Genomic DNA, 12659 nt, shown 5'->3' on the forward strand with positions numbered 1-12659 from the left:
GCCACCATGCCCACCCCACCCCGCACCGCCGTACCCCCCGCCCGCGACCGCGCCGACTCCACCCGCTTTCCCCCCGCCGTCGACGTCGCCCTCCAACAGGCCGGCTGGCAAACCGGCCGCTGGGACATAAAGCAGGCCGAACACTGGGCCGACACCCTCCGCGCCCACGCCTCCCCCGCCGGCCACCGCCACACCGTCTTCGCCGCCGCCGTCGAGGCCTGGGCCGAATTCGGCGGCCTGACCATCGCGGGCACCGGCCCCGGCCGCCACATCGCCCCCACCCCCTTCACCATCAACCCCCTCCACGGCCTCCACCTCGCCCGCACCCTCGGCGACCTCGGCCGCGCCCTGCACACCGAGGTCGCCCCCCTCGGCCAGGAAGAAATCCCCGACGCCAACGGCACCCCCACCGGCCAGGCCGTCCTCGCCATCGACACCCAGGGCCGTATCTACAGCCTCGACCACACCGGCGACTGGTACCTCGGCCCCGGCATCGACCACGCCCTCGGCACCCTCGTACTCGGTACGCGGCCGCCCAGGCTGGAGGTCGCACCACAGGCGTAAGCCGCCTTACGGGACGGACCCACGAGCCCTACGGGGTCGGCCCACCGGGCTTCGTGGCCAGCAGATACGCCTGCGGCGTCGGCTCCCCCGCCGCCGCTTCCCGCACCAGCCGGGCCTGTACATCGAACCCGGCCGCGCGCAGCTGCCCGGCAACACGGTCGGGCACCAGCCGGTGGAACACGAGCGACACCCGATGCCCGAACGCCTCCGCATAGCGCGACGGCTTCTCACCCACCTGAAAACCGAGCACCAGACGACCCCCCGGCGCCAGCACCCGGTAGAACTCGGCCAGCACCCGCGGAACCGCCTCCGGTGCAATGTGGATCAGCGAATACCAGGCACTGACCCCACCGAGCGCGGCGTCCGGCACCTCCAGAGCCGTCATCGACCCCTCCTCGAACCGCACCCCCGGATGCTCCCGCCGCGCCAGCGCCACCATCCGGGGCGACAGATCGACCCCGGACACCTCCAGCCCGAGCGACGCCAAATGCGCCGTCACCCACCCCGGCCCGGACCCGACATCGAGCACCCGCCCCCCGCCGTCCGCCCGCACATACGCGGCAAACGCCCCCAGCATCGCCCGCCCCAGCGTGTTGCTCTCGAACTCACCGCGGAAATTCTCGACGTAATCCGCCGCGATGGCGTCATAGCCCGCCCGGGTGTCACTCAGGAACGAAAGTTCGGTCATGACCATGACCGTAGCGCCGGGACGGCACACGAACCGGCCCTTCCCCACACCTCCACACCGCCCCCAGGACCGGCCTCACCCGCCGGCCCCGGCCACCCCCACCGGCACCACCGCCGACACCCGGAAACCCCCCGCCTCCGTAGGCCCCGACACGAACACACCCCCCAGAGCGGTCACCCGCTCCCGCATCCCCACCAGACCATTGCCCCCACTGGGCAACCCCGCATCCGTCGCCCCCCGCTCCGACGGACCGTTCTCCACCTGCACCGCCACCTCATCCCCCCGATGCGCCAACCGCACCCGCGCCCGCGCCCCCGGCGCATGCTTGTGCACGTTCGTCAGCGCCTCCTGAACCACCCGGTACACGGTCTGCTCCACCCGCGCCGCATACCGGCCCCCGGCCGCACCGGCACCATCGTGGGCTCCCTGCACCGAAAGCTCCACCACCATCCCGGCCGCCCGGGACTGCCCCACCAGATCCCCCAGCTCCGCCAGCGAAGGCCCGTCCCCCTCCGGCTCCACCGGCACCGTCTCCGGCTCGGGCCGAGAACTGACCTGGTCCGCCACCGCAACCAACCGCTCCGGCGCACCCGCCCCAGAAGCCCCCCGCACCGCCGCCCCCTCGGCCGTACGCAACACCCCCAACATCTCCCGCAGCTCCGTCAGCGCCTGCCGCCCCATATCCCCCACCAGCGCGGCATTCTTCGACGCCTTCTCCGGATCCTTCAACGCCACCGCCTGCAACGCCGCCGCATGCACCACCATCAAACTCACCCGGTGCGCGACCACATCGTGCATCTCCCGCGCAATCCGCGTCCGCTCCTCATTACGGGCCCACTCCGCCCGCTCCTCGGCCCGGTCCGCCAACAGCGACAGCTCACGCTCCAGCCCGTCCGCCCGCTCCCGCAGACTCTCCACGAGCCGCCGCCGCGCCCCCACATACAAACCCCACAGCACCGGCGGAGCCGTCATCACCAGCCCCACCGCAACCGCCATCGCCGGCACGAACCACACCGGCGGATTGAAGTCCGCCTGCGGCACCACGTCCTGCTGCATGCTGATGTACGTCGTGATCAGCGTCCCGACCACCGTCATCCCGGCCAGCAACCCCGTGATCCGCCGCGGCACGTCCGACGCCGCCAGCGTGTACAGCCCGATGACCCCGAGCAGCGCACCCATCTCCGCCGGCATCACCGCGATCGACACCAGCACCACCACGACCGGCCACCGCCGGCGCAACAGCAGAACGGGCCCCGCCACCAGCCCCAGCAACATCCCGACCAGCTCGGGCAGCCCCGCCTCATGCGCAAACGGAATGCCCTCGAGGACGCACTCCACCGTCGAAGCGAGCGCCAGCACCACATCCAGCACGGCGCTCCGCCGCCGCGCCCACCACCACGGCCCACCTCTCGGCGCGCCCCGCGCCCCCGCACTTTCCCTTGCCCCCGTCACGCTCATACCGCCCAGCGTACGGGCGTCCGGTCCGGACCTCCCGACGCGTGCGCGAGCACACCCCAGGCCCATTACGTGCCACTACCGCCATATATCGCTCGAACTGGCGAATCGCCCGCATTTTCGACTCGTGGACGGTGTGAGCGACGACACCCCGTTCCCAAGACGCACACACGTCGGGACCACCCCGACTTCGAAGCCTTACGCCCCCAGCCGCGACCCTCCGCCGAGCGGGGCTCAGCCGGCGGCAGATCCGCGAGCGGCTGGGCACACTCAGCGACGACCCCCTGGGCCGGCCCCTACCGCAGGAACACCGGAGGCGACTATCGAGGCCGCCTCGCCGTCCTGGTTGCGCGAGGCGCTGAGCTATACCGTCGCATCGAAGGCTGGTGGTACGGCATAGTGTTGGGTGCCAAGCGGCCAGCCTGACGGAATGTCCGGTTTAGCCCGCTCCACTATCCCCTGTGGTGTAATTGGCAGCACTGAGGCTTTTGGTGCCTTATGTCCGGGTTCGAGTCCTGGCAGGGGAGCACAGCAATGTTCGGGTCCTGACCACGCGGGTCAGGACCCGCTGTCGTTTCATCTGTCATACGCCCCGGTATCCTTCGGATGACCACCACCCGAAGTAGCCAAGAAGCCGAAGGGCATCCCCGTGAGCGCCAACCGCCCGGCAGCCGTCGTCGTTCTCGCAGCGGGTGAGGGCACCCGCATGAAGTCGGCGACCCCCAAGGTCCTGCATGCGATCTGTGGTCGCTCCCTCGTAGGACACGTCGTCGCCGCCTCCCGTGAGCTGGACCCCGAGCACCTCGTCGTGGTCGTCGGCCATGCCCGTGAGCAGGTGCGGGCCCATCTCGCCGAGGCCGATCCGGCCGTGCGCACCGCGGTGCAGCACGAGCAGAACGGCACCGGCCACGCCGTCCGTACGGCCCTGGAGGAGCTGAGCAACGACGGTGTCGCCCTCGACGGCACCGTGATCGTGGTCTGCGGCGACACCCCGCTGCTGACCGGCGAGACCCTCAAGCGGCTCAGCGACACCCATGCCGCCGACAAGAACGCCGTGACCGTCCTGTCGGCCGAGGTTCCGGACTCGACGGGTTACGGCCGGATCGTGCGGGACGAGGCCACCGGTGCCGTCACCGCGATCGTCGAGCACAAGGACGCGTCCGAGGCGCAGCGCGCGATCCGGGAGATCAATTCCGGGGTGTTCGCGTTCGACGGGCGGCTGCTCGTGGATGCGCTGGGCAGGGTGCGTACGGACAACAGTCAGGGTGAGGAGTACCTGACGGATGTGCTGGGGATCGTGCGCGAGGCCGGGCACCGGGTCGGTGCGGCGGTGGCGGGTGATCATCGCGAGATTCTGGGGATCAACAACCGGGTGCAGCTGGCCCAGGCGCGGCGGCTGCTGAACGAGCGGTTGCTGGAGCGGGCGATGCTGGCCGGCGTGACGGTGGTGGATCCGGCGTCGACGTGGGTCGATGTGGCGGTGGAGTTCGCGCCGGATGCGGTGGTGCATCCGGGTACGCAGTTGCTGGGGGCGACGCGTATCGGCGGTGGTGCGGAGGTCGGGCCGAATTCCCGGCTGACGGACACGGTCGTCGGGGAGGGCGCGGTGGCGTCGTTCACGGTGGCGGAGGGTGCGCGTATCGGGGACGGGGCGCAGGTGGGCCCGTATGCGTATCTGCGGCCGGGGACGGATCTTGGTGTGCGGGCCAAGGCCGGTACGTACGTGGAGATGAAGAACGCGTCGATCGGCGAGGGCACGAAGGTGCCGCATCTGTCTTATGTGGGGGATGCGACCATTGGTGAGTACACCAACATCGGTGCGGCGAGCATCTTTGTGAATTACGACGGTGAGGCGAAGCACCACACCACGGTGGGTTCACATTGCAAGACGGGGTCGGACAACATGTTTGTGGCTCCTGTCACGATCGGGGACGGCGCTTATACGGCGGCCGGCTCGGTCATTACCAAGGATGTGCCCCCGGGTTCGCTGGCGGTCGCGCGTGGCCAGCAGCGGAATATCGAGGGTTGGGTCGCGCGTAAGCGGCCCGGAAGCGCCGCCGCGCAGGCCGCTTCGGCTGCTCGCCAGGAGTCCGAAGGCGAGCGGTGACCGTGCAACAGGTGCGCCGTGCGGGGCGTACCGTGATGAGCGCACGCAAACAGGAATTCGAGGAGATTTGCTGTGACCGGGATCAAGACGACCGGCGAGAAGAAGCTGATGCTCTTCTCCGGCCGCGCCCACCCCGAGCTGGCCGAGGAGGTCGCGCACCAGCTGGGTGTGGGCCTGGTCCCGACGAAGGCGTTCGACTTCGCCAATGGTGAGATCTATGTGCGCTATCAGGAGTCGGCGCGTGGCGCGGACTGCTTTTTGATTCAGAGCCACACGGCTCCGATCAATAAGTGGATCATGGAACAGCTGATCATGATTGATGCGCTGAAGCGGGCTTCGGCCCGGAGCATCACCGTGGTCGTGCCGTTCTATGGGTATGCGCGCCAGGACAAGAAGCACCGTGGGCGGGAGCCGATTTCGGCCCGTCTGATCGCGGATTTGATGGCGACCGCGGGTGCGGACCGTGTGGTGACGGTTGATCTGCACACGGATCAGATCATGGGCTTCTTCGACGGCCCGGTGGATCACCTTTTCGCGCTGCCGGTGCTGGCGGATTACGTGGGCGCGAAGGTGGACCGGGACAAGCTGACGGTGGTTTCGCCGGATGCGGGCCGGGTGCGGGTCGCCGACCGCTGGTGTGACCGTCTGGGTGCGCCGCTGGCGATTGTGCACAAGCGGCGTGACAAGGACGTGGCGAATCAGGTCACGGTGCATGAGGTCGTCGGCGATGTGAAGGACCGGGTGTGTGTCCTGGTCGACGACATGATCGACACGGGTGGCACGATTTGTGCGGCGGCGGATGCGCTGTTCGCGAATGGTGCGGCGGATGTGATCGTGACGGCGACGCACGGTGTGCTGTCGGGTCCGGCGGCGGACCGGCTGAAGAACTCGAAGGTGAGTGAGTTCGTGTTCACGAACACGCTGCCGACGCCTTCGGAGCTGGAGCTGGACAAGATCACGGTGCTGTCGATGGCGCCGACGATTGCGCGCGCGATCCGTGAGGTGTTCGAGGACGGTTCGGTGACGAGCCTCTTCGAGGAGCAGTGAGTGTGACGCGGTAGATCGGCCGCGTCCGAGGGGGCGCTGGAGATCGACTTTGGGGCGGCCTTCCCGCCGGGTAGACTCAACGAGTTGCTCGGCGAGGGAGGCCGCCCTTTTGTGGTGGCTGTCCGTTATCGGCGCGCTCTTCGTAGCAGGTCTGTCGTGGGCCGGGTAACGCCCGTCAGATGTTTCTGAGATACGAGGAGTGCAGTCATGGCTGAGGTCAAGCTCGCCGCTGAGGTTCGTTCCGACTTTGGTAAGGGTGCCGCTCGCCGTGCCCGTCGCGCGAACAAGGTTCCGGGCGTCATTTACGGTCACGGTGCCGAGCCGCAGCACGTTGCGGTCGACAGCCACGCGCTGATGATGGCTCTGAAGACCCCGAACGTTCTGCTGAACCTGGACGTCGAGGGCAAGAGCGCGCTGGTCATCCCGAAGGCGGTGCAGCGTGAGGCCATCCGTGGCTTCCTCGTGCACGTGGACTTCCTGGCCGTGAAGAAGGGCGAGAAGGTCACCGTCGAGGTGCCGATCCAGACCGAGGGCGACCTGGCGCCGGGCGGCAACCTGCTCGAGCACGTCCTGAACGCGCTGCCGATCGAGGCCGAGGCCACCCACATTCCGGAGTCGGTCACCGTCTCCATCGCGGGTCTGGACGCCGGTTCCTCGGTTCTGGCCAAGGACATCACGCTGCCGTCGGGTGCTTCGCTGGCCGTCGAGGACGACGCCGTGGTGCTGCAGGTCGTCGCGGCGCAGGCCGAGGCGCCGGCCGAGGAGGCCGCCGAGGGCGAGGGCGAAGCGTCCGCCGAGGCCTGATCCCTTTCCGGGGTGGGCGCCGGTATCGGTGCGCCCCGGGCATTGTTTTTGTGACCGTCGTTCCGTGCCGCTGGCGCGGGGCGGCGGTCGCGTCGTTGAAGGAGCATGCAGATGACGGATGCGGGCAGCCCTTGGCTGATCGTGGGTCTGGGTAATCCTGGTCCCGAGTACGCCGCGAATCGGCACAACGTCGGTTTCATGGTGGCCGACCTGTTGGCCGAGCGTGTCGGTGGCCGTTTCAAGGCGCACAAGGCGCGGGCGCAGGTGGTGGAGGGGCGGATCGGTGCGCCGGGGCCGGGGAGTCGTCGGGTGGTGGTGGCGAAGCCGATGTCGTTCATGAATCTGTCGGGTGGTCCGACGACCGCGTTGCGGGATTTCTACAAGGTGCCGGTGGGCAATGTCGTCGCGATTCACGATGAGTTGGATATTGATTACGGTGTGCTGCGGCTGAAGTTGGGTGGCGGCGACAACGGCCATAACGGTTTGAAGTCGATCACTAAGTCGCTGGGTGCGGAGTATCACCGGGTGCGGTTCGGGATCGGTCGTCCGCCGGGTCGTATGCAGGTGGCGGATTTTGTACTGAAGGACTTTTCGTCGGCGGAGCGCAAGGAGCTGGATTACTTCGTGGACCGTGCGGCGGATGCGGTGGAGTCATTGGTGGTGGACGGTTTGGAGCGGGCGCAGAGTACGTACAACTCGTGAGCCGCTTCGTGAACGGGACAGCGTGGGGCATGGTCTGACGAACCGGTTGTCCGAGGTTGACCGGGGGCGGTTGATGGCCAAGGATCGCCGCCATGCCCAGAAGCAGTACGCGCACCAGTTCGGTCAGACGTAGTCGCACCCGTCGGGCGGGTGAGAGCGCCTATGGGGCGTTGCTCATCGCCCGGACGGGGTTGATGGGTCTGCTGGCGCTGCTGTTGTTGGTGGCAGGTGTCTGGACGTCATGGAATACGGCGCAGTACGCGATGCTCGTCAAGGCGCGGGAGCGCGGCACGATGGTGGTGAAGTCGTGCCATGAGAAGCGGTGTACGGGCCCGTATGTGCCGACGGAGGGGGCGGGCAAGGCGCGGCCGAAGGTGTCGATCGCGCAGGCGGCGGCGCCGGATCTGGGCGAGCGGATCGATGTGACGGTCAAGCCGGGTACGGCGCATGCGGTGCGGACGGGGTTGGCCGGCATCTTGCATGCGTGGGTGCCGTTTGCGGGGTCGTTGTTGCTGGCGGCGCTGGTGGTGGCGGGGGGCATGCGGCTGCGGCGTACGGCGTGGGTGATGGGGTTGTTCGGGGCGGTGTTGTTGGGGGCGGCGTTTGCCGCGATGTAGGCGGGGGTGACGCGGCCCGCCGCGGCAGAGGAAAACGCCGGCCTTCAGGACCACGACGGGGTCTTGAAGGCCGGCGTCACACGGGGCTCCGGTTTACTCCACGGCGGGCCCGGGGTGGCTCTGGGGCTCGGTGGCCGAGCGCCGCGGCAAGGCGGTGTGTCAGCCGCCGATCGGGCCGAGCGGGATGTCCGAGACGGTGACGCTGAGGGACTTGATGGAGCCGCCGGTCAGGACGGGGATGCCGTTCGGGCCCGGGGCGAAGTGGGCGGTCAGGCCGTTCAGGGAGCCGCTGACGGAGAGGCCACCGGCGACGTTGTCGAGGTCGTCGTCGGCTATCTCGCGGGTCTCGATGCGGGAGGTGTTGCTCATGATGATGAGCGTCCTTTTCCTCTAGTGGTGTGGCGCAATGCGTGGCGCACTGGAGCGGGAGCCTCTTGACCGGCTCCCGCCATGCGTCACCCTGCCCGCTCGGGAGGGGCGTGGTGAGAAGAACGCCCCTCCCTTCACGTGCTGTACACACCGCGTCTTGAAGCGGAAGCACTGCGTCACACGGGCCCCGGATCGACCGGCCGGGGCGGGGTGGGATCAGCCGGTGTTGCGCAGGCCGGCCGCGACGCCGTTGACGGTGAGCAGGAGTGCCCGGGCGAGTACGGGGTCGGCTTCTTCTCCGCTTTCGGCGGCCGCGCGCTGGCGGTCCAGCAGGGAGACCTGGAGGTAGGAGATCGGGTCGAGGTAGGCGTCGCGGATGTGGAAGGTCTGCTTGAGGACCGGGTTGAAGTCGAGGAGTTCGGTCTCTCCGGTGATGCGCAGGACTTCGGCGACGGTGAGTTCGTGCTCGGCCTTGATGACGTCGAAGACGTGCTTGAGGTCGTCGGGGACGAGGGTGTCGACGTAGTGCTGGGCGATCCGCAGGTCGGTCTTGGCCAGCGTCATTTCGACGTTGGACAGGAAGTTGCGGAAGAAGTGCCAGTGTTCGTGCATTTCGTCCAGGACGCTGTCGAGTCCGGCTTCGCGGGCGGCCTTGAGGCCGGTGCCGACGCCGAACCAGCCGGGGACGATCTGGCGGGACTGGGTCCAGCCGAAGACCCACGGGATGGCGCGCAGTCCGTCGAGGCCGGCGCCGGAGTCGGGGCGGCGGGAGGGGCGGGAGCCGAGGTGGAGTTCGGCGAGCTGGTCGACGGGGGTTGAGGCGAAGAAGTACGCGGGCAGGTCCGGGTCTTCGACGAGTCGGCGGTAGGAGCCGTGGGCGGCCTCGGAGACGGTCTCCATGGCGGCGTCCCAGCGGGCGAGGGCTTCGTCGGACTGGCGGGGCGCGGTGTGCAGCGCGGAGGCCTGGAGGGTGGCCGCGACGGTCAGTTCGAGGTTCTCGCGGGCCAGGGACGGCACGAGGTACTTGTCGGAGATGACCTCGCCCTGTTCGGTGACCTTGATCTCGCCTTCGAGGGTGCCGTAGGGCTGGGCGAGGATCGCGTCGTGGGAGGGGCCGCCGCCGCGGCCGACGGTGCCGCCGCGGCCGTGGAAGAGGCGCAGGCGTACGCCGTGCCGGTGGGCGACGTCGCGCAGCAGGCGCTGGGCGCGGTGGATTTCCCACTGGCTGGTGGTGATGCCGCCGAACTTCGAGGAGTCGGAGTAGCCGAGCATGACTTCCTGGACGTCGCCGCGGAGGGCGACCAGGCGTCGGTAGGAGGGGTCGGAGAGCATCTCGTCGAGGAGCTGGTCGGCGATCTTCAGCTCGTCGGTGGTCTCGAGGAGGGGGACGATGCCGATCTTGGCCCAGCCGGCGTGGAGGTCGATGAGGCCGGCTTCGCGGGCGAGGACGGCGGCGGCGAAGACGTCGTCGGAGCCCTGGCACATGGAGATGATGTAGGACTCGATGACCTCGGGGCCGAAGGTGCCCTTGGCCTTGAGGATGGTGCGGAAGACGCCGAGGGTCTTGGCGCCGGCCGCGTCGAGGGGCGCCGGGGTGGGGGCCAGGGGGCGGCGGGAGCGCAGTTCCTTGGCGAGGAGCTTGCGGCGGTAGTCGCGCGGCATGTCCACGTAGCGCCAGGATTCTTCGCCGAGGCGGTCGAAGAGCTGGCCGAGGGCCTGGTGGTGGGCGTCGGCGTGCTCGCGGACGTCCATGGTGGCGAGCTGGAGGCCGAAGGCGGCGATGGTGCGCAGGGCGCGTTCGAGGCGGCCGTCGGCGACCAGGCCGCCGCGGTGTGCGCGCAGCGACGTCTGGATGAGGGCGAGGTCGTCGAGGAGCTCGGCGGTGCCGAGGTAGTCGCGGCCGGGCACGTGGGTGGTGTCGGCGGCGAGCCGGTCGCGGGTGTTGAGGAGCTTCTGGCGGATGCAGGTGGCCTTGAGGCGGTAGGGCTCCTCGGCGTTCAGCCGCTTGTAGCGGGGGCTGAATTCGGGGAGGAGTTCCAGGTCGCGCTTGAGGGAGTCCAGCAGCTCGTCGGTGGCTCCGCAGTTGCGGATGGAGTTGGACAGGGCGTTGCGCAGCTCGTCGACGTGTTCCAGCGCGTCGGTGATGCCGTGTTCGTGCTGGAGGATCAGGACGTCCCAGGTGACCTGGGGGGTGACGTTGGGGTTGCCGTCGCGGTCGCCGCCGATCCAGGTGCCGAAGGTGAGGGGGCGGGTGCCGGCGGGCAGCTCGGTGCCGGCGCGCTCCAGCTCGGCGGCGAGGTCTTCGAGGACGTCGCCGACGGCGCCGCGGCCCAGTTCGTCGAGGTAGTAGATGGCGTTGCGCGCCTCGTCGGTGGGCTCGGGGCGGGCCACGCGCAGTTCGTCCGTCTGCCAGATGAGGTCGATGTTCTCGGCGAGGCGGAGGTCGGTGCGGCGGCGTTCGGTGGTGTCCGGGTGGTCCAGGAGCTCGGCGACCTTGCGGAGCTTGGTGAGGACGGAGCGGCGGGCGGCTTCGGTGGGGTGAGCGGTGAAGACGGGGCGCACGCCGAGGTTGCGGGCGGTCTCGCGCAGGTGCTCGGGGTCGGCGTCCTTGAGCATGTCGGCGGTGCGGGCGAGGATGCCGCCTTCGGCGGCGCGCTTGGCGCGCAGTTCGCGGCCGCGGTGGACCTGCTCGGTGACGTTGGCGAGGTGGAAGTAGGTGGAGAAGGCGCGCACCAGCTTGGCGGCGGTGGCCAGGTCGGTGTCGCCCAGGAGCCGGGCGGCGGCCTCGCCGTCGGAGCGGGTCAGGGCGCGTACGCGCTCGACGAGGTCGAGGAGCTCCTGGCCTTCCTGGCGGACGAGGGTTTCGCCGAGGAGGTCGCCGAGGCGGCGGATGTCGGCCCGCAGCGCGGTGTTGTCGCGGGCGGCGTCCTCGGTGGGCACGGTCTCGGCGGTGTTGTCGGCACTGCTCACGGGTGCGGCTCCTTGCAGCGTTCTTGGAGGGGCGTCGCACCGCTGCTCGCGGGGTGGGCGGAGGCGGGCGACGGGCGCCGTCTGGGCTTGCGGGTTGCGGACCGCGCTGTCCGACGTCCCCAGGATAGGTCTCCCCGATTTCGGGGGATCACACCGTCCGATTGCTGGGCAACGTGTGAGGTGGGTGCGGTTGTGGCGCCTGTCACAGGCTTGCCGGGGAGGGTGTCACTGCCATACTTACGAGACCGTAGGTTACGGTCCCGTAGCCGTTGCGGAGCCGTACACCGGGAGTGATCTTGCTCCCCGCATTACCGAGACCCCCCGAGACCCCCGCCCGAGGGACATCACATGACCGCTGGTCCAGAAGCCATCGAAGAGTCACCGATTTCCGCCGATTCGCCGCTTCCGTCGGCGACGCTGGGCGGTGACAGCAAGCGTTCGGTCGAGCAGATCACGTTGCTGGCCTTCATCGCCGTCCCGTTCGTGGCGCTGGTGGCCGCGGTGCCGCTGGCGTGGGGCTGGGGGGTGAGCTGGCTGGATCTTGCCTTGATGACGGCGATGTATTTCATCGGCTGCCATGGCATCACCATCGGCTTCCACCGTTATTTCACCCATGGCGCGTTCAAGGCGAAGCGTCCGCTGCGCATCGCTTTGGCGATCATGGGGTCGCTGGCCGTGGAGGGCCCGCTGGTCCGCTGGGTCGCCGATCACCGCAGGCACCACAAGTTCTCCGATGCCGAGGGCGACCCGCACTCGCCGTGGCGTTACGGCGAGACCGTCCCCGCTCTGCTGAAGGGCCTGTGGTGGGCGCATGTCGGCTGGATGTTCGACGAGGAGCAGACCCCGCAGCACAAGTACGCGCCCGACCTGATCAAGGACAGCGCGATCCGTACGATCTCCCGGCAGTTCATCCTCTGGACGACGGTGTCGCTGCTCATCCCGCCGCTGGTCGGCGGCCTGGCCACCTGGTCGTGGCAGGGCGCTCTCACGGCGTTCTTCTGGGGCTCGCTGGTCCGCGTGGCGCTGCTGCATCACGTCACGTGGTCGATCAACTCCATCTGCCATGCGGTCGGCAAGCGCCCCTTCAAGTCCCGCGACCGTTCCGGGAACGTGTGGTGGCTGGCGGTCCTGTCCTGCGGTGAGTCCTGGCACAACCTCCACCACGCGGACCCGACGTCCGCCCGGCACGGTGTGCTGAGGGGGCAGGTGGACTCCAGCGCCCGTCTCATCCGGTGGTTCGAGAAGGCGGGCTGGGCGTATGACGTCCGCTGGCCGAACGCCTCCCGGATCGACGCCCGACGCAAGGACAAGGCCGCTCAGGCGGCATGATTAACGG

The 12659-nt window shown here is 69.0% G+C and carries 11 protein-coding genes and 1 tRNA gene; 8 read left to right on the top strand and 4 right to left on the bottom strand.

Annotated elements, in window-relative coordinates:
* Positions 1-6: 6 nt before the first annotated feature.
* Positions 7-564 carry an SUKH-3 domain-containing protein gene (locus ACIRPT_RS10060; RefSeq protein ID WP_403824884.1) on the top strand — a complete coding sequence of 186 codons (558 nt, stop codon included), beginning with the start codon at positions 7-9 and terminating at the stop codon, positions 562-564.
* A 28-nt stretch (positions 565-592) separates the two neighbouring features.
* Here the strand turns inward: ACIRPT_RS10060 and ACIRPT_RS10065 are convergent, their stop codons facing one another.
* Positions 593-1252: a class I SAM-dependent DNA methyltransferase gene (locus tag ACIRPT_RS10065; RefSeq protein ID WP_403824886.1), complete on the bottom strand. Its 660-nt coding sequence runs from the start codon at positions 1250-1252 to the stop codon at positions 593-595.
* Positions 1253-1327: 75 nt separating this feature from the next.
* Positions 1328-2710 carry a sensor histidine kinase gene (locus tag ACIRPT_RS10070; protein ID WP_403824889.1) on the bottom strand — a complete coding sequence of 461 codons (1383 nt, stop codon included), beginning with the start codon at positions 2708-2710 and terminating at the stop codon, positions 1328-1330.
* Between the two features lie 452 nt (positions 2711-3162).
* Between ACIRPT_RS10070 and ACIRPT_RS10075 the strand changes: the two genes are divergently transcribed.
* The 6 genes from ACIRPT_RS10075 (at position 3163) to ACIRPT_RS10100 (ending at position 7984) form a co-directional block, all read left to right on the top strand.
* A tRNA-Gln gene (locus ACIRPT_RS10075) sits at positions 3163-3234 on the top strand.
* A gap of 122 nt (positions 3235-3356) precedes the next feature.
* Entirely contained in the window at positions 3357-4814 is a 1458-nt protein-coding gene (glmU, locus tag ACIRPT_RS10080; protein ID WP_403824891.1) for a bifunctional UDP-N-acetylglucosamine diphosphorylase/glucosamine-1-phosphate N-acetyltransferase GlmU, read from the top strand.
* 72 nt (positions 4815-4886) lie between these two features.
* Complete coding sequence (locus ACIRPT_RS10085; RefSeq protein ID WP_403510237.1) at positions 4887-5861, top strand: ribose-phosphate diphosphokinase; 975 nt, start codon at positions 4887-4889, stop codon at positions 5859-5861.
* A 207-nt stretch (positions 5862-6068) separates the two neighbouring features.
* On the top strand, positions 6069-6665 hold the full coding sequence (locus tag ACIRPT_RS10090; protein ID WP_403824895.1) for a 50S ribosomal protein L25/general stress protein Ctc: 597 nt from the start codon (positions 6069-6071) through the stop codon (positions 6663-6665).
* A gap of 111 nt (positions 6666-6776) precedes the next feature.
* Positions 6777-7367: an aminoacyl-tRNA hydrolase gene (gene pth / locus ACIRPT_RS10095; protein WP_403510449.1), complete on the top strand. Its 591-nt coding sequence runs from the start codon at positions 6777-6779 to the stop codon at positions 7365-7367.
* Between the two features lie 92 nt (positions 7368-7459).
* Positions 7460-7984: a hypothetical protein gene (locus tag ACIRPT_RS10100; RefSeq protein WP_403510243.1), complete on the top strand. Its 525-nt coding sequence runs from the start codon at positions 7460-7462 to the stop codon at positions 7982-7984.
* A gap of 159 nt (positions 7985-8143) precedes the next feature.
* On the opposite strand, the gene ACIRPT_RS10105 is transcribed toward ACIRPT_RS10100, so the two are convergent.
* Together ACIRPT_RS10105 and ppc are read right to left on the bottom strand one after the other, a co-directional pair.
* Complete coding sequence (locus ACIRPT_RS10105) at positions 8144-8353, bottom strand: hypothetical protein (protein WP_403510246.1); 210 nt, start codon at positions 8351-8353, stop codon at positions 8144-8146.
* 216 nt (positions 8354-8569) lie between these two features.
* Positions 8570-11323 carry a phosphoenolpyruvate carboxylase gene (gene ppc, locus ACIRPT_RS10110; RefSeq protein ID WP_403824899.1) on the bottom strand — a complete coding sequence of 918 codons (2754 nt, stop codon included), beginning with the start codon at positions 11321-11323 and terminating at the stop codon, positions 8570-8572.
* 348 nt (positions 11324-11671) lie between these two features.
* Here ppc and ACIRPT_RS10115 point away from each other — a divergent pair, with 348 nt between their 5' ends.
* Entirely contained in the window at positions 11672-12652 is a 981-nt protein-coding gene (locus tag ACIRPT_RS10115; RefSeq protein ID WP_403510251.1) for an acyl-CoA desaturase, read from the top strand.
* The last annotated feature ends 7 nt before the right edge of the window (positions 12653-12659 follow it).

The sequence above is a fragment of the Streptomyces sp. NPDC101227 genome (assembly GCF_044767545.1).
Classification (GTDB): Bacteria; Actinomycetota; Actinomycetes; order Streptomycetales; family Streptomycetaceae; genus Streptomyces.

Excerpts from the sequence above, each read along its gene's own strand:
- ACIRPT_RS10060 (WP_403824884.1), top strand. The coding sequence starts at position 7 with ATGCCCACCCCACCCCGCACCGCCGTACCCCCCGCCCGCGACCGCGCC.
- ACIRPT_RS10100 (WP_403510243.1), top strand. The coding sequence starts at position 7,460 with ATGCCCAGAAGCAGTACGCGCACCAGTTCGGTCAGACGTAGTCGCACC.
- ACIRPT_RS10090 (WP_403824895.1), top strand. The coding sequence starts at position 6,069 with ATGGCTGAGGTCAAGCTCGCCGCTGAGGTTCGTTCCGACTTTGGTAAG.
- ACIRPT_RS10105 (WP_403510246.1), bottom strand. The coding sequence starts at position 8,353 with ATGAGCAACACCTCCCGCATCGAGACCCGCGAGATAGCCGACGACGAC.
- ACIRPT_RS10115 (WP_403510251.1), top strand. The coding sequence starts at position 11,672 with ATGACCGCTGGTCCAGAAGCCATCGAAGAGTCACCGATTTCCGCCGAT.
- pth (WP_403510449.1), top strand. The coding sequence starts at position 6,777 with ATGACGGATGCGGGCAGCCCTTGGCTGATCGTGGGTCTGGGTAATCCT.
- ACIRPT_RS10065 (WP_403824886.1), bottom strand. The coding sequence starts at position 1,252 with ATGACCGAACTTTCGTTCCTGAGTGACACCCGGGCGGGCTATGACGCC.
- ACIRPT_RS10070 (WP_403824889.1), bottom strand. The coding sequence starts at position 2,710 with ATGAGCGTGACGGGGGCAAGGGAAAGTGCGGGGGCGCGGGGCGCGCCG.